Source organism: Agrobacterium vitis (assembly GCF_037039395.1).
GTDB lineage: Bacteria > Pseudomonadota > Alphaproteobacteria > Rhizobiales > Rhizobiaceae > Allorhizobium > Allorhizobium vitis_E.
On sequence record NZ_CP146244.1, the window covers coordinates 421,893 to 444,985 of the forward strand.

Sequence of the window (23,093 nt, forward strand, 5' to 3'; positions counted from 1 at the left end):
GAAACTTGACGGGGTAAGCGAACCGCTCACTATGCCTTGAAGCATGAACGAGCCTAATGGTTGCCCGTTATGGATGTTGTTGTCGCACGGCTATCTGGCCGTGCGACAACGGGGATCGTCAATGCTTAGGGATGTGCAGGTCCATTCAACCGATCAATAACCTGAAGCAAGATATCGGCGCAGGCCTTCATCGGCTCATCGTCAGCGCATTTGATGTCGATCCTGGTGTCGCCATCCTCAACCCGGAAATGGGCTGCCTTGGAAGGCGCTGGCGGCGGCGGTGGGCGATGGCCACGCGGACCACCCATCGGGCCTTCCGGGCCACGCGGCGGAGGTCCTGCACGCTCTTCCGGCCCGGCTGGCATGCCTGATGGCGGTGGTGGCGGAGTTGCGGCATCGGCGTCGGGAGCCACGGCGCCCGCAACGGGTGCTGCTGGTGGCTGTGGCGGTACTGGCGGCTGCTGGGCAAATGCGGTTCCGGCCAGTGCAGCAAGAGCGACGGCGGAAAGAATGTAGCGTTTCATAGGACTTTTCCTTTGGTGGAGTGGAAAGCGCATCACTTAACGTGACAAACGACTTTTGGTTCGGGCGACTTCTGGTCCAGGTTGCTCATGGTCCACGAAGCTCAGGGGACAGGTTTATTGGCGAAGTCACCGAACGGTCTATGCGGCGGCGGACCTGGCGGGCCAAGATCCGCTGTCTTCCCGCTGCTATCGACAAGGTAGCTCGCATGCACGAAGCCATCGTCAAACCGACCCTGGATGGTCACGACGTCATCCTTCGTGACGAGGCCGCCGCCGTCTCCAGCCGGTCCGGTTTCGACCAGAGCCTTGCCGCTGTCGTCCTGCAGGATGAACTTGTTGCCGTAAATCTCGCTGACTTTTCCCTTGATGGTGACCAGACTTGATGCCGGCATCATTGAAATGGCAACGGGAGACATTGGGGCCATTTCGGGGGCGGGACGCACCAGCTTCATTACACCGGCACCCCCAACCGCGCCGATGGCGAGCGCCACGGCGATGGCGGGAAGAGCCATCCAGTATCGTTTCCGTCGCTCGTGCGGAGGAGAAGGCCTGCCAGCCTTTTCCGGATGCCCGTCGCTAGGATGTTCGACCGTCATCATTCATTCTCCTTGGTGATTGACCAGAGCATTTCCGAATGCAAAACCGCTGCATACTGTGTTGGAACTGCTCTAGAGTCTGTCGTGTGCGTTTGTCTTTTCGGGAAAACCGGTTTCCACTTCCCCTGACAAACTCCAGGGAAAACTACACCTCATCTGCCGTTACCCCGCTGAACCTTCTGGTTCAGATTCAGTTCAGCCATTTTCGATAAATCTGGATCTCCTCCTTGCAAATGAAAGTCAGTTCTCATGCGCGTACTGCTCGTCGAAGATGATGACGACCTGAGTGGCCGGATCGCCACTGCGCTCAGGTCGGAGAACTTCGTGGTCGACATCGCCCGCAATGGCGAGGACGCGCTCCATGCCGGACTGACCGAGCTGTTCGATATTGCCGTGCTTGATCTCGGGCTACCGAAGATCGATGGCGTCACGGTCCTGAAAGGGTGGCGTGAAAGCGAACGCAATCTCCCCGTCCTTGTCCTGACTGCGCGTGACGGCTGGCCGGACAAGGTCTCGAGCTTCAAGGCTGGCGCGGACGACTTCCTTGCAAAGCCGTTCAAAATCGAAGAGCTGGTGCTAAGGCTGCGGGCTCTGGTGCGCCGGGCAACCGGCCATGCTTCCTCGCGTATTTGCTGTGGCGCGCTGATGTTTGATGCTCAACTCGGCACATTTGAGCTGAATGGGCTTCCAGTCAAACTGACCGCGCTGGAATGGCGGGTGCTGTCATGCCTTATGCTCAGGAAGGAGACGGTTGTTGATCGGCGCGAGCTGAATGAGCGGGTTTACGACGGAGACGCTGAGGTGGATTCCAACTCCATCGAAGTCATCATCGCAAGGCTGCGCAAGAAGCTTGGTTCTGACATTATCGAGACCGTCCGCGGTCGGGGCTATATGCTGACAGCGTCGGGGCAGCCATGATATTTCCGGCGCTTAATCGGCCCAGATCAATTGCCGGACGCCTGCTGGTCTTTTCCGGTATCTTCGTGACCCTGGCCCTCGTGGTGGCGTCTGTCGTTCTGTGGCTGGCGCTCAAAACCGTCATCCGCGAGCAGATCGATCAGCGCCTCGACACGCAGATCAGTGCGCTGGCCAGTGCGGTGGTGCGGGATGAAGGCGGTAGGCTCAAGCTTTCCACACCGCTGGATGCGCCGCCTTTCGATCGCCCCGGATCAGGCTGGTATTGGCAGATCGAGAGCATGGGGCAGCAGCTCACCTCGCGTTCGCTGTTGGATGGAACCATAGACACACCGCCACTGCGCCAAGATTTTTTCCACATGATCACCGCCACGCCGACCCCTGGAGAGGGGCATGATCACGGGCAAAAGCTCTATTTGCGTCAGAGCACCCGGGATGTCGCTGGCGCCATCATGACGATTACAGTGTCCGCGCCTCAAGCCGCACTTGCCGATCCTGCTGTTGGCGCCTTGCTTTGGTTGGCACCCAGCATGCTGCTGTTGGGCGCTGTGCTGATGATTGGCACGCTCTGGCAGATCCGCTTTGGCCTTCGCCCCCTCACTTCGATGGCTGCCGACATCGACGCCATCAACCGTGGAGAAAGGTCTCGGCTTCCCGATATACCCATCATCGAACTCGCGCCACTGGCATCCAAGACCAATGCGCTGATTGAAGCCAATGAGGAAAGACTTGCCGCAACACGCATTCAGTTTGCCAATCTCGCGCATGGATTGAAGACACCCGTTGCCAGCCTGCTGCTCGCGCTGAATGACGGGAATGATCAGGACGGCGCGCTGCGCGACCTCGTTGCCAGAATAGACAATAGGATCAAGCACCATCTCAGTGCCGCTCGTCGGGTGATGGCATCGGCAAACATAGTTGCGCGCACCAATGTGGCTCAGTCAATTGCCGACGTCTATGGAGCGATCAGCCTTATCCATGCAGATCGTGGGATTAGCTTTCAAACCGAAGTGGCGGACGGGTTGTGTGTCGCCTGCGACGACAAGGATGTCGAGGAAATGTTTGGCAACCTGATCGACAACGCCTTCAAATGGGCATCGGAGCATGTTTCAGTTCTTGCTGTGCGGGACGGTCCCATGGTGAGGATCAGCGTTGAAGACGATGGTCCCGGCATTCCCTTGGAGCGTCTCCATATAGTTCTACTGCCTGGCGTTCGGGAAGATGAACGGGTTCCAGGTGATGGTTTTGGTCTGACGATTGTAACGGAAATGGCCGGTCTCTATGGGGGATCGTTTGAACTGGAGCGGATTGCCCCGACCGGCTTACGTGCGGTGCTTGTACTTCCAGCCGCCAAAGGTTCCCTAGAATAACCCGATGAAATGGCGCTTATCTTGACTGGTCAACCAATCGTGACGGCCGACGCATTTTCTGTAAAGCACCCTTGTCCAAATTCCTTGCCGACCGTAGCGGTAAAGCCATATAAGGCAGCATGACCTCTGATTCAAAGATTTTTGTTGGCCTACGGTCGACACGTAAAAAGCCTGCTCCAGACCGTGGATCGACAGGTCCGAAATGCCAATGGGATGGCTGCGAAAAGGGTGGAACGCATCGCGCCCCTGTCGGACGAAATGCCGAGGGTCTCTATCTGCTGTTCTGTGCCGATCATGTGAAAACCTATACCAAAGGTTACAATTTCGCACCCAATCTGTCCGACCCTGTAACAGCGCGCTATCAGAAGGATGCGGCGAGCGGCAAGCTGCAGACGTGGGGAACCAGCGTCAATAAACCCTCGGAAATTCCGCTCCCTTCCACGGCCCGCTCCGGCTCGGCAAAGGCGACAAACGCACGTAAAAGTGCTGCACAGCGCCAGGCGGAAAAATTGGATACTCAGCGCCGTAAGCTCAAGGTGTTGGAAGCGAAGGCTTTCGAGACGCTTGGCCTTTCGCCGGATGCAACGCCGGAAGAGATCAGAAGCCGCTATAAGCAGAAGCTCAAAATGCATCATCCGGACGCAAATAACGGCGATCGAAACTCCGAGGACAAGCTTCAGGCTTCGATCGACGCCCATAAAATCCTTAAGCTCAACGGATTTTGTTGAGTGTAGCACACGAAAGAACATCCAGGTTCAAGTGCGGCCTGTCTCCTGAATTGCCAACCCCTGAACCTAGCCAATCTCTAGGATAGCCTTGATCACACCGGCTTGCGGCTGGGACCATTCCTGAAAAAGCTTGACGCCATCATCAAGGTGGCCGGTATGGGTGTTCAGGGCTCGCGTTGGCACCTTGCCAGCCTCGATCTGGCGGACGACTTCGGCAAAATCGTCCGGTTGGGCATTGCGGCTGGCGATCAGCGTTGCCTCGCGCTTGTGGAATTCCGGATCAGAGAAGGTGATGTCCTGGCGAACGACGGAAAGCAGGACGTAGCGTGCGCCATGGGCGAGGAAATTGAAACCACGCTGCATCGGAATGGCATTGCCGGTGGCATCGATCACCACGTCGAACCCATCGCCACCGGTCATCCTCTCGACTTCGGCCTCAGCCGACGCATCGGCGAACAGCGATTGATCCGCCATAAGGCGGTCCACGGCAAAGGCCAGGCGATCCTCGCGGGTATCCATCACCGTCACATGCGCGCCTCTTGCCTTGGCAAAGATGATAGCCGACATGCCGATCGGCCCGGAGCCGGTGACGAGAACACGATCCTGCTGTTGGATGTTGCCGCGTTTCACACCATGGGCGCCGATGGCCAGAAACTCGATCATCGCCGCATCCGCAAGTGAAATGCCCCCCGTCGGTACGACATTCTCTTCCGGCACGCTCACATATTCGGCCATGCCGCCGTCACAGTGAACGCCAAGAACCCGGATGTTCTGGCAGGCATTCGACAGACCCTTGCGGCAGGCATGGCAGGCGCCGCAGGACAGGTAGGGAACGATATAGACGGCATCTCCGGTCTTCAACCGGCTGCCTGCAGGCGCTTCCGCAACCGTTCCCGACAATTCATGTCCCATGACCCGAGGATATTCCAGGAAGGGATGCTTGCCCGCATAGATGTGAAAATCCGTGCCGCAGATGCCGACATGGCGGATGCGCACAAGAACCTCGTTTGCTGCCCGTGAGGGTGGCGCGCGCTCGATAAGGGAGAGGCGGCCGGGCTCGTCGCAGATGAGCGCTTTCATCAGGATGTCCTTTATTCAGTGGATGACGGGTCGCGCGTTTGGAAACTGACGCATCAGACCGTCTTTGACTTGTGAAACGTATAGGCGGCAATCGATTGCGGCTTCATCTCGATGGAGAATCCGGGACTCGACGGCGGCATGTAGGCGGCGTTCTGGATGACGCAGGGATCGATGAAGTGTTCGTGCAGATGGTCGACATATTCGATCACACGACCGTCCCTGGTGCCGGAGACCGCGATGTAATCGATCATCGAAAGATGCTGGACATATTCACAGAGCCCGACGCCGCCAGCATGCGGCCAGACCGGCTTTTCGTATTTCGCCGCCAACAACAGTACGGCCAGAACTTCATTGAGCCCGCCCATCCGGCAGGAATCGATTTGCACGATATCGATCGCGCCCTCGGTGATGAACTGCTTGAACATGATACGGTTCTGGCACATCTCGCCGGTTGCGACCTTGATCGGCGCAATGGCATCGCGGATCTTGCGGTGACCTGCCACATCGTCCGGGCTGGTTGGCTCCTCGATGAAGAAGGGTTTGGCAAAGGCGAGCTTTTTCATCCAGTCGATGGCCTGTCCTACTTCCCAGACCTGATTGGCATCGACCATCAGATAACGATCCGGCCCGATCACCTCGCGGGCAATCGTCAGGCGACGAATGTCGTCCTCAAGATCACGTCCAACCTTCATCTTGATATGATCAAAGCCCTGATCAATGGCATCCTGCGCCAGACGACGCAGCTTGTCATCGTCATATCCCAGCCATCCGGCTGAAGTCGTGTAGCAGGGATAGCCTTGCTTTTCGAGAAGCGCGATGCGGTCGGCCTTGCCGTCCTCCGCCTTGCGCAGGATAGCAACAGCTTCCTCGCGGGTCAGCGCGTCGGTGAGATAGCGATAATCGACGATATCGGCGATCTCTTCCGGCGACATCGTCGATACGAACTGCCACACCGGCAGACCGGCCTGCTTTGCCATGGCATCCCAGAAGGCATTGACGACAGCGCCCGTTGCCAGATGCATGGCACCCTTATCGGGTCCAATCCAGCGCAGCTGGCTATCGCCGGTCAGCTTTCGCCAGAACAGGCCAGGTGCTGCGCGCACCTCGTCCAGATCCACGCCCACCACCAGATGGCGCATGGCCTTGATTGCCATGCAGCAAATGTCGTTGCCACGGCCAATGGTGAAGGTCAGGCCATGGCCTTCCAGGCCAGGCTCATCCGTTTCCAGAACCACATAGGCTGCCGAATAATCCGGGTCTGGGTTCATGGCATCGGAGCCATCCAGGCTTGCGGATGTCGGAAAACGCAGGTCGAAAACATTGAGATTGGTGATGCGGGTCATATCAGCCTCTCGGGCAGGTCCACAAAGCGGTGATGCGCTTTTGCGCCGGGCCTGCAAATTGAAACAAGCATTGGTGCCTTCTTCAGTTCATTTAAAAACGGGTCACTATGGGTCCCTCAAAGGCCGTAGAAGCGGCGGGCGTTTTCACAAAATACCCGATCATGTGCGGCTTCCGGCACGATGGCCCGGGCCTGGGCAAGCCAGCTTTGGTAATCGCTGGCGAGGGTCAGCACCGGCCAGTCGCTGCCCCACATTACCCGTTCCGGTCCGAAGAGATCGAGGATCGTCTCGGCATAGGGACGAATGGCTTCTGGCTGTTGCGAACCGGCTTCGGTCAGCAGGCCAGACAGCTTGCAGGAGATGTTTTCCAGATCGGCAAGCCGCGTCATGGCGTTGCGCCAGTCGCTATAGAGCCCTTGCGCGATGACGGGTTTTGCACCGTGATCGATGACGACAGGCAGAGCGGGATGACGGCGCGCAAACCTTTCCAATGGCGCGAGGTGGCGGGGCAGAACCAGCGCGTCGAAGGTGAGACCCGACGCCAGCATCGCCCCGATGGCCGGGTCGAGTGCGGGATCGTCAATCCAGTCATCCTCGGCAATATCCTGCACCATGGGGCGCAGGCCCTTCAGCTTCGGATAGGTCGCCAGCTCCGTGATGACGGTGGCCGCATCCGCCGCCTTCAGGTCAACCCAGCCCACCACGCCGAGAATGAAATCATGACATTGCGCCAGATCCAGCAGGAAGCGCGTGTCATCGATGCTTGGCAGTGATTGAACCAGAACCGTCCCCCCAACGCCCGTCGCGGTCAGCTGCGGCTCCAGGTCTGCGGCCCCGAAATCTCGGTAGATGGCGGCTAGTTCCGGTGGGGGCCATTGTCCTTGCCGGTTTTTCATGAGCCAGAAATGCTGATGTGCATCGATGATCATGATCACGCTCCGATCGGGACGCCATCGGCGATGATGCCCTTGTCCTTCAGGGATCGCCACACGGAGGAGGGGACGTCTTCCTGCATCCAGGCGACGTTGGCGCGGATCTGCTCGCCGTTGCGGACGCCGGATACCACGGAGACGACGGCGGGATGCAGCAGCGGAAAATTCAAGGCCGCCGCCTGTAGCGATACGCCTTCAGCGGCACATGCGGCTTCGATCTCGGCGACGCGGGCAAGAATGTCGGCGGGTGCCTCGGCATAGTTGAACTTGCGGTTTCCCGCCAGCAGGCCCGAATTAAAGACCCCGGCCACCACGATCCCGACATTGGCTTTATCCGCCCGGTCCAGCAGCGTCAGGCTGTCCTGTTCCAGCAGCGTATAGCGTCCGGCCAGCATGGCGACATCGATATCGAAGGCATCCATCGCATCCCAGACCGCCTGCCACTCATTGACGCCGAGGCCGATGGCCTTGACGAGGCCAGCCTCGCGCAACTGGCCGAGCGCCTTGAACCCGCCGCCCTTGGTCAACTGCTCCCAATAATGCCCGTGTTTTTCACCATGCGTCATCTGGCCGATGTCGTGGACATAGAGAATATCAGGCTTCAGCACGCCCGTGCGCTGCTGGCTTGCCTCAAAGGATTTCAGAATGGCATCATAGGTGTAATCATAGACCGGACGGAACGGCAGAGGCTGAATAAAGGTGTCTTCCTCCTGTCCAACGGTCTCATCGGGAACCATCACGCGGCCCACCTTGGTGGAGAGCACGTAGTCTGCCCGCTCATGTTCGGTCAGCATCGTCCCGAGACGGCGTTCGGAGCGGGTGTAGCCATAAAAGGGAGCGGTATCGAAATAACGAATGCCCGCATCCCAGGCGGCATCGAAGGCCCCGAGCGCTTCCTGGTAACTCGTCCAGCGATAAAGATTGCCCATCTGCGCGCAGCCGAGACCCATCACCGTGAAGGAAACATCGCGATTGCGCAGCGTGCGCCTGTCGTTGACCTGCATTGTCCTGCCCATAAACTGGAAAATCTGGGGAAACGGCACGCGAGGTAACCCCGCGTGCCGTAATTACATTAGTAAAGCACGTTCTTGGCTTCCGGCTTGTCGATGTTCTGCTTCGTGACGACCACGACGCCGGTGTCGATGAACTTTTCGACCTTTTCCTTCGAGAGAAGCTTCAAAAGCGTATCCACGCCCTTTTCACCCATTTGATAGGAACCCTGGACGACGGTGGCTTCCAGCGTGCCGTCCTTGACGAATTCCTGAAGGTCCTGGTTGCCGTCAAAGCCGATAGCGACGAGCTTGCCGGTCTTGCCAGCCTGCTTGATTGCCCGGCCCATGCCGATGGCGGTGGGCTCATTGGCGCCGAAGATGCCTTTCAGGTCAGCATTGGCGGCAAGAACGTCGGTCGTCTGGTTCAGCGCGGTGGCCATCTGCGACTGCGAATAATAGGGGCCGACGATCTGGAGTTTCGAGTTGGCCTTGATGTAGTCGGTAAAGCCGCCAACGCGGCCGATTTCAGAACCGGCACCTGCCACATAGGACATCACGGCAATCTTGCCTTCGGTCCCAACCTTCTGGATCATCGCCTTGGCCGCCAGTTCACCGGCTGCCTTGTTGTCCGTCGCCAGGAAGGCCTGATAATATTTCTCGGCATCCTTTGAGAGCATAGAGTCAATGATGACGACGGGAATGCGGGCTTCCCAAGCCTTCTTCACCGCCGGGACCAGTGCGTCCGGGTCGGATGGTGCAAGCAGGATGGCATCGACCTTCCGGTTCACGGCGTTTTCGACCATGTTGACCTGATCGGCGATGGCGGATTCCGCAGCCGGACCCTGGAAGGTCATCGTGTGCGCCTTCTGCTTGCCAATCGCGGTATCCGCGCCCTTCTGGACGTTCTGCCAGAAGGTGGAGTTAACGGTCTTGACGATCACGGCGATTTCGCCCGCCGAAGCGGTGATCGCGCCCGACAGTGTAAAGACGGAGGCCGCAAGGGCCAGGGCTAGTTTACGCATGTCTTTCCTCCTCAGTGTGACGGGCCCAGCCGGGGACCGATGCGGGGGAAGGCTCCTCCCTTCCCATGTTCGTTCTGCCTCCGCCTGACGGCGGTATTATTTCCGATTGCGGATCTGGTCGATCCAGACGGTGCCGAGAATGACGAGGCCTATAATGATCTGCTGGGTGAAGGCGGAGACGCCGTTCATGTTCAGGCCATTGCGCAGGATGCCGATGACAAAGGCGCCGATGAAGGTTCCGGAAATCGTACCGACACCGCCGATCAGCGAGGTTCCGCCAATCACCGCCGAAGCGATTGCATCCAGCTCATAGGCCACGCCTTCATTCGGCTGGGCAGTGACGAGACGAGACATCAGCACGCAGCCGGTGAGACCGGCCAGCGTGCCGGAAACGATATAGGTGAAGGCGGTGACGCGGGCGACATTGACGCCTGAAAGCTGGGCGGCGTCCGCATTCGAGCCGGTGGCATAGATATGCCGGCCAAGCACGGTTCGGTTCAGCACGAAGGCTGCGGCCACCGCAATGATGACCATCAGCACCACAGGATAGGGAATGCCCGGAAAGCTGACCACCGGAAATCCTTGATCGTCAATGCTTTCGAAGCGCAACAGCGAGCCATTGCCCAAAACCCCGAAGGATTCGCCAAGGCCCGAGACGGCGCGTGCGCCGGTGATTTGTAGTGCGACGCCACGCGCAATCAGCATCATTCCAAGGGTGGCAATGAACGGTGGCAGCTTCAGCTTGGTAATGACCAGGCCATTGATGACCCCGCAGGCCGTGCCTGTGAGAACGCCGAGCACCATGCCGATCCACACCGGCGCGCCCAGTTCCTTGACGGCAAGGGCGGCGACCACCCCGGCCAGCGCCAGCACGGAGCCGACCGAGAGATCAATACCCCCGGTGATGATGACATAGGTTGCCCCGATGCCGAGAAAGGCAATCGACGTGACCTGTAGCGCGATCGTCATGCCGTTGTTGACGCTCAGGAAAGCATTGGAAGTGAGGGCAAAGACAGCGGCCAGAACGACCAGGCAGCCAAGCGCGGCAAATTTCTGGATGATATCCTTCTGCCGGTCGCTCAGTCCCCTTGTCTGGCCCTTTTTCTGGCCCGCCTGCGGCGGCTTGTCGGTGATGATCTCAGCCATGGGTCATTCCTCGCGCGTTCTCCCGGACACGGCCGGAGGCATAAAGCATGATCTCTTCCTGCGACGTTTCGCGCGTCGTCAGGGTTGCGGTGATGCGGCCTTCGTGGAAAACCGCAACGCGGTCCGACAATCCCAGGATTTCCGGAAGCTCGGAACTGATCAGAATGATGCCGATGCCCTTGGCGGCAAGCTCATCCATCAACCGGTAGATGGCGAGCTTGGCGCCGACATCGATGCCCCGTGTCGGCTCGTCGAAGAACATGATCTTCGGCTGCCGGAACAGCCATTTTCCAATAATGATCTTTTGCTGGTTGCCGCCCGACAGCAGGCGGACGGGTTGGTTCAGGCTGGGCGTCCTGATGTTGAGCAGATCGACATAGTGCTGGCTCGACTGGCGGTGCAGTTCCTTGTCGATCACGCCGAACGGATTGGAAACGGCCTCCATATTGGCCATCATCAGGTTGGCATCGACCGGCATCTTGACTGCCAGGCCTCCCGCCTTGCGGTCCTCGGAAAGATAGGCGATCCCTGCGTCAATGGCCGCACGTGGGTCGGAAATCGAAAGGGGCCGCCCTTCGAGCAGGATTGTTCCGCTGTCGAACGGATCGGCTCCGAAGATTGCCCGGGCCACTTCCGTCCGACCGGCACCCATCAATCCCGCAAAACCCAGAATTTCGCCACGGCGAAGTTCAAAGCCGATATCGGAGAAAGCGCCATGGCGGCTAAGACCCGAAACGGAAAAAATGGTGTCCTTGGTTGGCGAACGGGTCGGTGCCGGGAATTTTTCCTCCAGCGAGCGGCCCACCATGCGGGCGACGATATAGTCCACGGTGATCGCATCGAAATCATCCGTCGAGATGTAGCGCCCATCGCGCAGCACCGTGACGCGATCGACGATCTCTGCCATCTCGTCGAGCCGATGCGAGATGTAGATGATACCGGTTCCCTCGCGCTTCAGGTCGCGGATGACGCGAAAGAGAAGCTGTGCTTCCTGTTGCGTCAGCGAGGAGGTCGGTTCATCCATGATGAGCACGGAGGCGTCGAGCGAAAGGGCCTTGGCGATCTCGACCATCTGCCGCTGCGCGACGGATAGCGTGCGCACCTGCGCGTCAGGGTTGATGTCGACCCCTAGGCGATCAAGGCATCGCTTGGCGTCCTGGCGCAGCTTGCGCCTGTCGACCATAAAACGCCCACCCATAAAACTTAGCCGTGGTTCGCGGGCAAGATAGATGTTTTCGGCGACGGAGAGATGCGGAACGAGGTTGAGTTCTTGATGGATGATGGCAATTCCGGCGGCTTCCGACTGCAATGTGGAGGTGAAATGAACCGTCTCGCCCTTGTAGATCATGTTGCCGGCGTCTCTCTGGTAGACGCCGCTGATGATTTTCATCAGCGTGGATTTTCCGGCTCCATTCTCTCCGCAAACCGCATGGACTTCACCGGCCCTGACATCAAGGCTGACGTCCTGCAGGGCCTTCACCCCAGGGAATTCCTTGGTGACGCCTTCCAGTTTTAAAAGCAGCGGCACGGGTTTGCACTCGCCAGCGGCAAGCGACACTCCTCCCATCGCGATGTCCTCCAGTTCGTGAAAGCCTCCCAGACTTTCGGTAGACAGACATAGGGCATGCTGCGATAATTGGTCAAGCCAATTATTCTTTCGTGCTTGCATGCGTTGCAATATCTCGGATAAATATAGTTTTATTGATGAAATTCTTTAAATTGGACTGACCAAAATGACATTGCCCAAACGCCTTTACCAGCAGATTGCCGACCAGGTTCGGCATCTGATCCAAAGCGGCCCTTATTCGGCAGGGTCGAGGCTGCCCCCGGAACGTGAGTTGGCGCAAACCCTCGGGGTCTCGCGACCGTCCTTGCGCGAGGCGTTGATTGCACTGGAAATCGATGGGACAATCGAGATTCGCATGGGATCGGGCATTTATGTCCTGTCCGCCAGCAAGTCTGCCGTATCAGGGCGATCACTGGGGGAGAGCCCGACGGAACTGATGCAGGCGCGTGCCGTCATCGAAAGCGCTGTTATCGTCAAGGCCGCTGGGGCAATGACCGATGCGGTTTTTGCGGCGCTTGTCGGGATTGTCGAAGCGATGCGTCAGGAGATTGCCGAGGGCCGCAAGCCGATCGATCAGGACCGCCAGTTTCATCTGACCATCGCCGAGCAATCGGGCAATTCGGTTCTGGCGGAGATCGTCGCCAATCTGTTTGACGAACGTCATAGTCCGATCTCGGACCATATAAGGGGGCGTTTTGAGACGCCCGAAACCTGGTCACAGGCGCTGATCGAGCATGAGGCAATTCTGAATGCGCTGGAAGCACGAGACCCGCTCGCGGCACAGGCTGCGATGTATGCCCATCTGACGGCATCACGACGGCGGTGGCTCGAAAATTGACCGGTGACGCGGCCATTCCGCCGCCTCCAATGGTCAGGACTTTCGACCGGGAGCCGAGGTCGGGGGAATCCGGTATTTTGCTGGTGAATTTCGCAGGTAGCGCGCTGGCCAATAGGGCGACGAGAACGGCGGATGCTGGTTCAAACCAGCCCGAGATTGCTACCGTTTCCTCTCGATTTATGTCGTTGTCACCGGTGTCCTCCAAATTCCGCAATACGAAATTTCCTGCACAGATCAGCAGTCCGGCAGTTTTGCTTGCAAAGTCAATTTAGTTGACATCGTTTCATTTTAGATGACAGTATGGCGTCATAACGGGAGGAGGAGCCCCTATGATGACTACCAGTTTCACGGCTATCGCCGGGGATGCGTCACGTTGCGCGCGTCTTAGTTTGGCAGCATTTACCCTTGCATTGGCCTCAAGCGGTTCGGCGCTGGCTGCGCCCAAAGGGGATCTGGTCATCCTGCAATGGATGGCGGGGTCTGACCTTGAGGTGATTCAAAATCTGGAAAAAGCCTTCATGGCCAAATATCCGGATGTGAAAATCAAGGAAGTGCCGGTGACATGGTCCGGCGATCCGCGTGGGGGGCTTCGCACTTCGTTGATGGGCGGCGAAAAGGCCGACCTGATGATCAACACCTGGCCAGCGTTCCGCACAGAACTTGTCACCGCCGGCCTTTTGCGCCCGCTGGATGATGCCTATTCCGCCATGAAGTGGGGAGAACGTCTCGACAATAGCTGGAAGGATCTCGGATCTGTCTCCGGCCAACTCTACGGCGTTACCTTCACTTACGGCGACCGCAGCGGTCTTTGGTATGACACCGGGACCTTCAAAAAGGCAGGAATTACCTCGCCGCCCAAGGATTGGGCGCAGTTCCTGGACACTATCGCCAAGCTGAAGAGCGCCGGTGTGGTGCCAATGGCCGTTCCTGCCAAGACATGGGCGCATGCCGAAGTGTTTGAAACACTGATCTTACGCGAGGGCGGGGCGGATCTTTCGCGCAAGCTGGTGGCCCACGAGATCCCCTGGACCGATGATCGCGTCAAGGCGGCTTTTCGCAAATGGCGCGAACTGTTGAGCGCCGGTTGCTGCGGCGATGCCTCCACAATGCTCGGCACGGAATGGGACAATGCCTCCGACCGGGTTTTGAAAGAGCGCAAAGCAGGCTTTTTCCAGATGGGAATGTGGATCAACAACCGCGCCGAGACCGTCTACAAGCTTGCGCCGGATCAGTTCGGCCTATTCCAGTTTCCAGCCACGGGGCAGGGGCATGACACTGCCGCCAGTGTCGATGCCAAGGAGTTTGTCGCATTGGCCTCCGGTGGCAACAGCGAGGCTGCGGATGCCTTCATGGATTTCACCATAAGCCGTGAGGGTGCAAATATCATTGCCAAGGGCGGTTTAGCATCCTCCTCCAAGGCTGTTGATGTTGGGCTTTATAGCCCTGCCATTCAGGCGTCCAACACCTTTGTCACCGGGGCAGATACGGCCTTTGTCCTGGGCGATGGCCTGCCCGGCGATCTGGCGGATGAGTATCGCATCCAGCTCCAGAAATTCCTGGGTGATCCCAGTGATGCCAATATTGACAGGGTGACGGCTGCCATCGAGGCCAAGGCAAAAGGATCGTATTGATGCGGGCCATCACCGATCTGCCACGGACGGGAGGGAGCGCCAACCGGCGCTTCTTCCAGACGGATGGGGGAGCGGCTCTCGTCCTGCTTGCACCGATGGTGCTGTTGTTTCTGTGCGCTGTCGTCTATCCGTTGATCGATACGATCCGTCTGTCGTTTTTCGATATTCGCGGTCTTGCCCCGGCCAAATGGGTGGGGCTTTCCAACTACGCAAACCTGCTGGCGGATGCCAGTTTTCGTGTAGCCGTGATCACCACTCTTGTCTGGACGGTCGGTACAACAGCCCTGTCCGTGGGCATCGGCTGGGGCCTTGCGGTACTGTGTTCGCTGGCCCCGCGCACCACTCTGCCGTTTCGCGTGATGATTTTCTGTGCCTATGGCATTGCCGAGGCCGTCAGCGGCTTCATCTGGCTCGGCATCTACCGGCCGGGCGACAGCGGTTTGCTGAATGCCGTCTTGAACACGCTCGGTCTGGAAAACCTGACCCGCGCGTGGCTGGGCGATACCTCCACAGCCCTCGCATGTCTGGTGATTGCCTATGCCTGGACGCAAGTGGGCCTGCCCCTGATGACCTGTTTTGCCTCGATCCAGACCATTCCGAAAAGCATCAAGGAAGCGGCCTATATTGATGGGGCCAAGCCGCTCTCCATCATGCGCCACATCATTTTGCCTCTGTCGATGCCGGGGTTGAAAGTGGCGGTTTTCATCAATCTTCTTGGTAGCTTGCGGGCCTTTGACATGATCTTCGTCATGACGGGCGGTGGCCCGGTGTGCTCCACCGAGACGGTTGGCTATTTCATGTTTCGGGAATCGATGATGCAGTTCAAGCTTGGCTATGGCGCGGCGGCCACCGTCGTGTTGCTCGCCGTTGTGCTGTTCGTCTCGATTCCATTGCTGCGCCAGCGCACCAAGGAGGCGACATGAACGCTCGTGCCCCTCTTTGGATTCCGGTTCTCGTTGGCCTTCTGGCTATCCTCTGGATTGTGCCGGTTGTCGGTCTGGTTTTGACCTCCATCCGGCCTGCTGGCGATATTGCCGTTGGTGGTTGGTGGTCATTGCACACCCTGCGCTTCACGTTGGAGGCCTGGCTGACGGTCTGGACAAAATATCCGCTGGCCCCCGCCTTTTTGTCATCCCTGAAGCTGACCGGGCTTGCGACGTTGTTGACGGTTCTTCTGGCACCGGCTGCGGCCTATGCCTTTCAGTTTCTGAAATTCCCCGGACGGCGCATTCTGCTGCTTGTTGTCGTCAATTCGTTCGTGTTGCCGCAGCAGGTGGTGATCATTCCGCTGTTTACGCTCTGGCGCGATCTGCACATGATCGACAATGTCTGGGCCGTGCTTATTCCCTTTGTCGGACTGTCTTTCGCCTGGTCGATCTTTCTGGTGCAGAGTTTTCTGGCGGAATTTCCACGTGAATTGATCGAGGCCTCAAAAATTGATGGCTGCACGCCGATCCGGACCTTTCTTCATGTCGTTCTGCCCAATTCCCTTACACCCATGGCAACCGTTGGCATCCTGCAATTCCTGTGGTGCTGGAATTCCATGCTGCTGCCCATGCTGTATCTGCGCTCTGATGTGCCGTTGACGGTGCTGTTGGCCCGCATTGCAGGCTCATTCGAGCCCAACCTCGATCAACAATCGGTGGCGGCCATCGTCACCATGGCGGTGCCCCTGGTGGTCTTCATCGTGTTTCAGCGCTTCTTTGCCGCAGACGCACGCAATCGCTCGGGAGGCAAGGAATGACCGCGTCAGCCACAGTGTTCATGTCCCGGCTCAAAACCGGCCATCGGGAGGAAAAATCATATGGCAACCGTTGAACTCAAAGGGGTCGGTAAGCGCTACGGTGCCTTGAAGGTTATCGATGACATTGATCTTGACCTTGAAAATGGCTCCCTGACCGTCTTCGTCGGGCCATCCGGCTGTGGCAAATCCACCCTGCTGCGGATGATTGCCGGGCTTGAGCTAATCACTAGCGGCGACATTTTCATCGATGGTCAACGCATCAACGATGCCACGCCCACCGAGCGCGGTGTGGCCATGGTGTTTCAGAATTACGCCCTCTATCCGCATATGACCGTGCGCAACAATATCGGCTTTCCGCTGCGCATGGCGGGCATGAAAAGCGCCGACATAGGACGGCGGGTGGAACAGGCGGCAAACCGTTTGCACATCACCCCGCTTCTGGAACGCAAGCCTGCCGCCTTGTCTGGTGGCCAGCGTCAGCGGGTTGCCATCGGGCGGGCCATCGTGCGCGACCCCAATGTGTTCCTGTTCGATGAGCCGCTTTCTAACCTTGATGCCGAATTGCGGGTGAAAATGCGGCTGGAGATTGCCGAACTGCACCGGTCATTGGCCTCGACGATGATTTACGTCACCCATGATCAGGTGGAGGCTATGACCTTGGCCGACCGGATCGTGGTGTTGCGGGCAGGCAATGTCGAGCAGATCGGCACGCCCATCAGCCTTTATGACGACCCCGATAACATGTTTGTTGCCGGTTTCATCGGCTCACCCCGCATGAATTTTCTGACGGGTCATGTGGTGTCGCGCAGCACAGCGGCAGTCCGCGTCAAACTCAGCGAGTTCGAGAACGTTGAATTCGAGCTTGCACTGGGTGCCGATCTTGCCCCCGGTGCAAAGATTTCCGTTGGCATGCGACCAGAGAATTTTTCTTCTGACGGATCAGCCCGGTTCGATCTGCGGGTGGACATGGTGGAGAGCCTCGGCGGCGTCTCTTATGGCTACAGCAACATGCGGGGCGAAGACGCGCTGACGGTTGATCTGAAGGGTGATCGGTCGGTGCGGGCCGGCGATACGATCCACACCGGTTTTCACCCGTCCAAGGCCTTGCTGTTTGATCCGGCCAGCGGTGCGCGCCTTCGGTGACAGGTCATTCAGCTGATATTTCAAAAGGATTTCTATTCATGAGCGATAATGAACTCTGGTACGACCGTGCCGCATCCGTCTGGACCGAGGCCCTTCCCGTTGGCAATGGTCGGCTGGGCGCCATGGTGTTCGGAGATGCCTGGAATGAGCGCCTTCAGATCAATGAGAGCACATTCTGGAGCGGTGGCCCTTACCAGCCGATCAATCCCGATGCCCATGTCGCCTTGCCTGAGGCGCGCAATCTGATCCTTGCCGGGCGCTATCAGGAGGCCGACCGCAAGGCCTATGAAGGGGCCATGGCCAAGCCGGATCGGCAGACCTCCTATCAGCCGATTGGCGATGTCTGGCTTGATCTACACCATGATATGACCGTCACCAATTATCGTCGTTCGCTCGATCTGGAAACGGCTGTTGCTGTCACGCAATATGATTGCCACGGCGTGCATTTTCGCCGCGATGTCTTCGTCTCTGCCATCCAGGATGTGATTGTTTGCCGGATTGCGGTGGATCAGCCGGGTGCCTTATCGATGACGGTGATGCTCAGCAGCCCGCAAAACGGCGACCCTGTTGACATCGCCGATGCCACCCTTGGCTATGACGGGCGCAATCGTCGGCAAAATGGCATTGATAGCGCGCTGCGCTTTGCCTTCCGGGTGCGGGTACTGACTGAGGGTGGCTTTGTCGACATTGGCGAAGAAACCATTCGGGTGCGTGAAGCGTCCAGCGTCGTGTTGCTGATCGATGCAGGCACCAGCTTTCAAAACTACAAGACTATTGATGGTGATCCGCAGGCGCAGATCAAAGCACGCCTGGATGCGGCGGCTATGCTGTCCTATGAGGCGCTGCTCGCGGCCCATGTCACAGAGCATCGTCGCTTGTTTGATCGGATGCAGATTACCCTTGGTGACAAGTCCGTGCCAAACATCCCGACCGACAAGCGCATTGCTGCTTATGCCGAAGGCAATGATCCCTCGCTGGCCGCGCTTTATCTGCAATATGGCCGCTATCTAGCTATTTCCTGTTCCAGACCCGGCACGCAGGCCGCCAATCTCCAGGGCATATGGAACGAAGATATTTTACCGGCCTGGGGCAGCAAATACACCGTCAACATCAATCTCGAAATGAATTACTGGCTGGCCGATGTTGCCAATCTGTCCGAGACCTTCCTGCCGCTGGTGGAACTGGTGGAAGATGTGGCCGAAACGGGCCGCGAGATGGCCAAGGCCCATTACGGTGCGCGTGGCTGGGTTCTGCACCATAACACCGATATCTGGCGTGCCACCGGCCCGATTGATGGACCCCATTGGGGGCTTTGGCCGATGGGCGGCGCCTGGCTCTGCGCCCAGCTTTATGATCACTACCGCTTCAATCCCGATCGCGCAGTGCTGGAGCGCATCTATCCGTTGCTCAAGGGGGCGGTGGAATTTGCGCTGGATACGCTGGTTGCTTTGCCTGATAGTAATTACCTCGGCACTTGCCCATCACTGTCGCCGGAAAACTCCCATCCCTTCGGCTCATCGCTTTGCGCCGCACCCGCCATGGACAGCCAGATTCTGCGAGACCTGTTTGAGGCCTTCGCAGATGCCAGCGCCACGCTTGGGCGAGACGGTGAGCTTCGCACAGCGGCGGTCGCCACCCGTGCCCGCCTGCCGGAAGACCGCATCGGCAAAGGCGGTCAATTGCAGGAGTGGATGGAAGACTGGGATCTGGACGCGCCAGAGCAGCAGCATCGCCATGTCTCGCATCTCTATGGGCTTTATCCGAGCCTGCAAATCGACCCATTGGACACGCCGGATCTGGCCAAGGCCGCACAGGTTGTTCTGGAACGGCGCGGCGATGATGCAACGGGCTGGGGCATTGGCTGGCGGCTGAACCTCTGGGCCAGACTGGCCGATGGCAATCGGGCCGCACAGGTTCTGACCAAGCTTTTGACCCCTGAGCGCACCTATCCGAACCTGATGGATGCCCATCCTCCTTTCCAGATTGACGGGAATTTTGGGGGAGCGGCCGGGATTGTCGAAATGCTGGTGCAATCGCGCCCCGGCGAGCTTCGCCTCCTGCCCGCCTTGCCGGAACAATGGTCAAGCGGCAGCCTCAAGGGTGTCCGCATCCGTGGCGGTCACACGGTTGATCTCAGCAGGCAGGGGGGAATGCTGTCTTCACTCCGCATCACGGCTGGCCATTCCGGGTCTCTGACCATCCGCCAACCTGCTGATGTCTTTGAGGTTCAGCTCAAGCAAGGCGAGGTTTGGGAAAATCGATAGCAGATATTTCAACATGCATTTTCTGTTGTTCTAACAGGGTTTTCGCGGCTTTCGTGCCGGAGAAAAGGAGCCATCATGTCGCAGAATTCATTGCGTCCATTGCGGTATCGTCAAATTCATCTCGATTTCCACACGTCCGAACATATTCCGGGCATTGGCAGCCAGTTTGACGCCGAAGAGTTCGTTGCAACACTCAAACAGTCGCATGTGAATTCCATCACGCTGTTTGCCAAATGTCACCATGGCTGGTCCTATTATCCGACCAAGGTGGGTGCGCCGCATCCCAATCTGTCGCGTCCAGATCTGCTGGGAGAGATGATTGCCGCCTGCAACGCCGCCGACATTGAAACGCCGATCTATCTCTCGGTGCAGTGGGATGAGCGGACCGCCCGCCTGCATCCTGAATGGCGGGTGATGAAGGCCAACAACCATCTGGATCATGCGGATGACCATGATCGTTCGGCCCAGAACCAGTTAAGCGCCGCCTGGCACACCTTGTGCCTCAACCACGATGAGTTTCGCAGCCACCTGATCACCGAGGCCCGGGAGGTTCTGACGCTTTACCCAACCGCCGGGCTGTTCTTCGATATTATCCAGACACCGGATTGCGTCTGCAATGCCTGCCTTGCCCGTATGGCATGCCTCAATCTCGACCCATTGAGCAAGGCAGATCGGCTGGCCAATGACGAGGCCGTCAACGCGCAGTTCCGCGAGGAGATGAGTACCGTTCTGCGGCGCGAATTTCCGCAAGCTCGGATCTTTTACAACAGCGGCCATGTCAACAAATATGGCAAGGACCGTTACGCGTCCTACACCCATCTTGAGCTGGAAAGCCTGCCCACGGGCGGCTGGGGCTATAATCACTTTCCCTCCAGCGCGCGTTATGCGGCGCGGCTTGGCCTGGATTTTGTCAGTCACACCGGCAAATTTCACACCAGTTGGGGCGAATTCGGCGGTTTCAAACATCCCGATGCGCTGGACTACGAATGCGCCATGATGGTGGCACTTGGCTCCAAATGTCTGGTTGGTGATCAGCTTCATCCCAATGGTCGGATCAACACCGATACCTATCGCAGCATAGCCCCGGCATTTCGCCGGATCGCCGCTCTTGAACCCTTTCTGGGCGGGGCGGAACAGGTTTCTGACATCGCCATTCTCGCGACCGAATATTTCCATCGGGACGGTGTGGAGCGTGTGCGCGATAGCGATGACGGCGCGGTACAGATGCTGCTGGAATTGCACAGATGTTTCGATGTGATCGACCCGGAGATGGATTTTTCCCGCCATCGCCTGATTATCCTGCCCGATACGATCCCGGTGGATGCTGCATTAAAGGCAAAATTCGATGCCTATATCGCCGACGGTGGCGCGGTCCTCATTTCCGGCCAGTCTGGCCGCATACCGGACACCGGCGCTTTTGCCTTTGAGACGGGCCTAACACTCACAGGCGAAAACATCGCGTTCGAGCCATCCTATGCACAGATCACCGAAGAGTTGAGCGATGCACGCCTGCCAGCAAGTCCCTTCGTGGTCTATGCCGGGGCGGAAAAACTGCAAGCGGCTGGCGCCACTGTTCTGGCAAGCATCCGGCCCCCTTATTTCAATCGCGCCTTCAACCATTTCTGCTCGCATCAGCATACCCCTGACGATCCTGAGGCCGATTCTATTGGGGTGGCCTGCGCAATCCATGGCAAGGTGGGCACTATCGCCTATCCGGTCTTTGCACTTTACCGCGCCATGGGGCAGCCTCTCTACAAATATCTGGTCGATGCGCTGATCGAACGGCTGATGCCGGGGCGGGCGCTTGAAACCACTTTGCCATCCGCAGGCCGTGCGACGCTGACGGTGCAGGCCCATGAAAATCGCAGCATCGTTCACCTCCTTTGCGGCATTCCACAGATCCGCGGCCAGTCGGTGCGGATCAATTGGCAGCCGACAGCGAGACCCATGGAAATGATCGAGGATATTCCCTCGATCGGGCCGGTCTCCTTCACGGTCCGGCTGCCTGGGACGCCGTCATCCGTCTATGACGCGATTTCGGGCGAGACATTTGCTTGGAAAAAACAAGCAGATGGCGCAATCACGGTTGATCTGCCCGGCATTTCCATTCACCGTGCGATTGTTATTGACGGAATGGCACCCGGATGATGTGAGGCCATGGGTTGGTTGTCCCTGCTGGAGCTACCAATGGATCTGGGAGAGAACCTGTGGAAACAACCGGCAAGCGAAAACAGGCAACCATCCACGATGTCGCCGAGGCAGCGGGCGTCGCTATCGGCACGGTGTCCCGCTATCTCAATGGGCAAACGGTGCGCAATGGCAACCGTGCCGAAATTGAGCGGGCCATTGAGGCCCTGTCTTTTCAGCGTAGCGCTGCCGCGCGGGCGATGAAAAGCGACAAGACCGATGTGATTGGCTTTTTGACACCGGAGCTGGACGAATTTCATGCCCAACTCCTCAATCATCTTGCCCGGTTGTTTCGCCAGAGCGGCAGAACACTTCTGACCTATTGCCATGATGGTGACAGCAGGCTGTTGAGTGAATCCCTCTCCTATTTCGCCGGACAGAATGTCGATGCGCTCATTCTTGCGGGACATGGAGACATTCCCAATGAAGTCGAGAGATTCGTGGAACGCGGTATTCCCGTAACCGTCTACAATAACGATATCATGGGGTTGCGGGTTGATCGCGTGTTCGTTGAAAATGCCAAGGCATCCTACCGCGCTGTCCGCCATCTGATCGATCTCGGTCACACACGGATCGCCACCGCCTTTGGCACATTGGATACGTCATCGGGATTACAGCGCCTGAATGGCTACCATCAGGCGCTGGAAGAGGGCAGGATTGCTCTCAACCCTTCCTACCTGCATTCAGGCGACTGGACCGAAGAAGGCGGATATTCCGCCATTCAGAAGTTCATGGCACTGTCTGAGCCTCCAACAGCTATTTTCTCAGCCAATTATAAAATGACCTACGGCATTCTGGAATGGGTTCGGGAGCACCGGGCAAGTGTGCCGGAAGACATCGCCATCGTCAGTTTCGATGATGTGGAACTGTTTCGCCTCTATGATGACGGCGTAACAGCCATCGCCCAACCTATTGAAAAAATAGCGCAATCTATCAGTGCTTACGTTCTGTCGCGGTTAACGCAAGACAATGTTCCAGACATACGCACGCGCACTCTTGACTGCAATTTGATATTGCGCGGCTCAAGCCACTTTCGCCGGTAATTCCTATTCTGTGCCTGTTGGTGTTCTC

Annotated in this window: 20 protein-coding genes; 11 read left to right on the plus strand and 9 right to left on the minus strand. The window is 58.0% G+C overall.

The features are described 5' to 3' along the window. Positions 1-125: 125 nt before the first annotated feature. A complete protein-coding gene (locus V6582_RS23355; RefSeq protein WP_156633227.1) occupies positions 126-524 on the minus strand; it encodes a hypothetical protein in 399 nt (132 codons plus the stop codon). A 101-nt stretch (positions 525-625) separates the two neighbouring features. Further along, a complete protein-coding gene (locus V6582_RS23360; RefSeq protein WP_156633225.1) occupies positions 626-1,123 on the minus strand; it encodes a hypothetical protein in 498 nt (165 codons plus the stop codon). A 246-nt stretch (positions 1,124-1,369) separates the two neighbouring features. On the opposite strand from V6582_RS23360, the gene V6582_RS23365 reads away from it, so the two are divergent. From V6582_RS23365 to V6582_RS23375, 3 genes are all read left to right on the plus strand, one after another. Beyond that, on the plus strand, positions 1,370-2,038 hold the full coding sequence (locus tag V6582_RS23365; protein ID WP_156633223.1) for a response regulator transcription factor: 669 nt from the start codon (positions 1,370-1,372) through the stop codon (positions 2,036-2,038). Then, entirely contained in the window at positions 2,035-3,405 is a 1,371-nt protein-coding gene (locus V6582_RS23370; protein ID WP_156633221.1) for a sensor histidine kinase, read from the plus strand. Before V6582_RS23365 ends, V6582_RS23370 begins: the two co-directional genes overlap by 4 nt. Before the next feature lie 119 nt (positions 3,406-3,524). Next, positions 3,525-4,133 (plus strand): J domain-containing protein, encoded by a 609-nt coding sequence (locus V6582_RS23375; RefSeq protein WP_156633220.1) that lies wholly within the window; start codon positions 3,525-3,527, stop codon positions 4,131-4,133. A gap of 66 nt (positions 4,134-4,199) precedes the next feature. Here V6582_RS23375 and V6582_RS23380 read toward each other — a convergent pair whose 3' ends face one another. From V6582_RS23380 to V6582_RS23410, 7 genes are all read right to left on the minus strand, one after another. After that, complete coding sequence (locus V6582_RS23380; RefSeq protein WP_156633218.1) at positions 4,200-5,213, minus strand: zinc-binding alcohol dehydrogenase family protein; 1,014 nt, start codon at positions 5,211-5,213, stop codon at positions 4,200-4,202. A 53-nt stretch (positions 5,214-5,266) separates the two neighbouring features. Beyond that, on the minus strand, positions 5,267-6,556 hold the full coding sequence (locus tag V6582_RS23385; protein WP_156633216.1) for an L-fuconate dehydratase: 1,290 nt from the start codon (positions 6,554-6,556) through the stop codon (positions 5,267-5,269). Between the two features lie 116 nt (positions 6,557-6,672). Continuing rightward, a complete protein-coding gene (locus tag V6582_RS23390) occupies positions 6,673-7,485 on the minus strand; it encodes an amidohydrolase family protein (protein WP_156633214.1) in 813 nt (270 codons plus the stop codon). Positions 7,486-7,487: 2 nt separating this feature from the next. Then, positions 7,488-8,492: an aldo/keto reductase gene (locus V6582_RS23395; protein WP_156633212.1), complete on the minus strand. Its 1,005-nt coding sequence runs from the start codon at positions 8,490-8,492 to the stop codon at positions 7,488-7,490. A gap of 68 nt (positions 8,493-8,560) precedes the next feature. Next, positions 8,561-9,502 carry an ABC transporter substrate-binding protein gene (locus tag V6582_RS23400; protein ID WP_156633211.1) on the minus strand — a complete coding sequence of 314 codons (942 nt, stop codon included), beginning with the start codon at positions 9,500-9,502 and terminating at the stop codon, positions 8,561-8,563. A gap of 96 nt (positions 9,503-9,598) precedes the next feature. After that, the gene (locus V6582_RS23405; RefSeq protein ID WP_197434443.1) at positions 9,599-10,648 is read right to left on the minus strand and encodes an ABC transporter permease; all 1,050 of its coding nucleotides are present in this window, start codon (positions 10,646-10,648) and stop codon (positions 9,599-9,601) included. Beyond that, on the minus strand, positions 10,641-12,215 hold the full coding sequence (locus V6582_RS23410) for a sugar ABC transporter ATP-binding protein (protein ID WP_156633209.1): 1,575 nt from the start codon (positions 12,213-12,215) through the stop codon (positions 10,641-10,643). Before V6582_RS23410 ends, V6582_RS23405 begins: the two co-directional genes overlap by 8 nt. Before the next feature lie 166 nt (positions 12,216-12,381). Here V6582_RS23410 and V6582_RS23415 point away from each other — a divergent pair, with 166 nt between their 5' ends. From V6582_RS23415 to V6582_RS23450, 8 genes are all read left to right on the plus strand, one after another. After that, on the plus strand, positions 12,382-13,053 hold the full coding sequence (locus V6582_RS23415; protein WP_156633208.1) for a FadR/GntR family transcriptional regulator: 672 nt from the start codon (positions 12,382-12,384) through the stop codon (positions 13,051-13,053). A 332-nt stretch (positions 13,054-13,385) separates the two neighbouring features. Then, a complete protein-coding gene (locus V6582_RS23420; RefSeq protein ID WP_349509006.1) occupies positions 13,386-14,684 on the plus strand; it encodes an ABC transporter substrate-binding protein in 1,299 nt (432 codons plus the stop codon). Beyond that, positions 14,684-15,607: a carbohydrate ABC transporter permease gene (locus tag V6582_RS23425; protein ID WP_234889778.1), complete on the plus strand. Its 924-nt coding sequence runs from the start codon at positions 14,684-14,686 to the stop codon at positions 15,605-15,607. Before V6582_RS23420 ends, V6582_RS23425 begins: the two co-directional genes overlap by 1 nt. Further along, positions 15,604-16,428 carry a carbohydrate ABC transporter permease gene (locus V6582_RS23430; RefSeq protein ID WP_156633204.1) on the plus strand — a complete coding sequence of 275 codons (825 nt, stop codon included), beginning with the start codon at positions 15,604-15,606 and terminating at the stop codon, positions 16,426-16,428. The genes V6582_RS23425 and V6582_RS23430 overlap by 4 nt, the downstream gene beginning before the upstream one ends. Before the next feature lie 60 nt (positions 16,429-16,488). Beyond that, positions 16,489-17,571, plus strand: a complete 1,083-nt coding sequence (locus tag V6582_RS23435) for an ABC transporter ATP-binding protein (RefSeq protein WP_156633202.1) — start codon at positions 16,489-16,491, stop codon at positions 17,569-17,571. Positions 17,572-17,609: 38 nt separating this feature from the next. Next, positions 17,610-19,835, plus strand: coding sequence for a glycoside hydrolase family 95 protein (locus V6582_RS23440; protein ID WP_156633200.1), 2,226 nt, complete (start codon positions 17,610-17,612; stop codon positions 19,833-19,835). A 75-nt stretch (positions 19,836-19,910) separates the two neighbouring features. Then, positions 19,911-21,983, plus strand: coding sequence for an alpha-L-fucosidase (locus V6582_RS23445; RefSeq protein ID WP_156633198.1), 2,073 nt, complete (start codon positions 19,911-19,913; stop codon positions 21,981-21,983). Between the two features lie 59 nt (positions 21,984-22,042). Further along, a complete protein-coding gene (locus V6582_RS23450; protein WP_337739335.1) occupies positions 22,043-23,065 on the plus strand; it encodes a LacI family DNA-binding transcriptional regulator in 1,023 nt (340 codons plus the stop codon). Positions 23,066-23,093 lie beyond the last annotated feature (28 nt).